This is a genomic window from Pseudomonas peli (assembly GCF_050563605.1).
Lineage (GTDB): Bacteria > Pseudomonadota > Gammaproteobacteria > Pseudomonadales > Pseudomonadaceae > Aquipseudomonas > Aquipseudomonas peli_A.
Genome location: NZ_JBNXUH010000404.1, coordinates 1 through 263 on the forward strand (window position 1 = coordinate 1; position 263 = coordinate 263).

The following is a 263-nucleotide window of genomic DNA, read 5'->3' on the forward strand; positions in this document are numbered from 1 at the left end:
TTGTCGTCGTCGCCGTTGAGCAAGCGGTCGCGCCAACGCTCCAGGTTATGAAAGCGTTCGTTGTACTGGCGGGGGGGGGGATCCCGCCGGGCGAGGAGGGGCAGGATGGGGGGGGTGGTCTGGTCGCTGTCTCTTTTACACAACTCCCAGCCCACGAGAAGAAAAGAGCGAACTCNTTGTCGTCGTCGCCGTTGAGCAAGCGGTCGCGCCAACGCTCCAGGTTATGAAAGCGTTCGTTGTACTGGCGGGTGGAGGCATCCAGC

1 pseudogene is annotated in these 263 nt (G+C 62.2%); it reads right to left on the minus strand.

What is annotated here, in order from left to right:
- Positions 1-181 precede the first annotated feature (181 nt).
- Positions 182-263: pseudogene (locus ACQ4LH_RS22110) on the minus strand (ribosome biogenesis factor YjgA); the annotation flags it as partial.